Annotated in this window: 1 protein-coding gene; it reads right to left on the bottom strand. The window is 23.0% G+C overall.

Features of this window, described 5'->3' with window-relative positions; all coding sequences use genetic code 11:
* Nucleotides 1–116: hypothetical protein (locus J7R10_RS09020; protein WP_208436503.1), on the bottom strand; the 116-nt coding region annotated here is incomplete at its 3' end.
* Nucleotides 117–417 lie beyond the last annotated feature (301 nt).

Here is a 417-nt window from a genome sequence, read left to right as displayed (position 1 = left end):
GATAATTGAGGGAATTTTTCTGGAAGATAAAGGCCACCATCATGCGCTAGAACCTTCATGATAGTTTCAGTAAAGACTATCGTGGGGGCTTCAACTCTTGTGCTGATATATTTCATAAATTTTTTCTTTTATTTAATTTGAGTAAACTGATTAAATTCTATATTACATGTTATTAACAAGATTGAAATTATTATGAAATTATTAAATGTATGAAAGTTTATTTGCTTATGCTTATAAATAATGAAAAATCAATGTCAGAAGAATAAATAATCTTAGCATTTTTAGATATTATAATATAAAATATTGAATAATAAGAAAATTTTATTTTCTAAAAGCTTAAATCTTTTATTCATCCTTTTATAAATTATTTTGCTTTCTAAATGCTTTGATCATTATACAAGATAATATTTCTTGAAG

This window comes from Bartonella vinsonii subsp. berkhoffii ATCC 51672, assembly GCF_902825225.1.
Taxonomy (GTDB): domain Bacteria; phylum Pseudomonadota; class Alphaproteobacteria; order Rhizobiales; family Rhizobiaceae; genus Bartonella; species Bartonella berkhoffii.
The sequence above is the reverse complement of the archived record's forward strand: the minus strand, read 5'-3'. Positions and strand labels throughout refer to the sequence as shown.